Annotated in this window: 1 protein-coding gene; it reads left to right on the plus strand. The window is 43.8% G+C overall.

From position 1 onward, the window contains the following. Positions 1–171, plus strand: a 171-nt coding sequence (locus SB775_RS30975; protein ID WP_410865101.1) for a F0F1 ATP synthase subunit gamma, incomplete at its 5' end; no start/stop codon positions are given. Positions 172–260 lie beyond the last annotated feature (89 nt).

Below are 260 nucleotides of genomic sequence, written 5' to 3' on the forward strand. Positions count from 1 at the left end.
CTAGACGGTAAAGCAAGTGAACACGCAGCGCGTATGACAGCAATGAAGAGTGCTACAGACAATGCAATGGAAGTTATCGATTCACTTACACTTTCATTCAACCGTGCGCGTCAGGCAGCGATTACGCAAGAAATTACGGAAATCGTTGGTGGAGCAGCAGCGTTAGAATAGTAATAAAAAATTAAAAGCCGACTTCTCTTAGAAAGCTGGCTAATTAAAAGAAAGCTAGGAGGGAACCCGATGAATAAAGGGCGCGTTAC

This window comes from Peribacillus sp. SIMBA_075, from assembly GCF_046534585.1.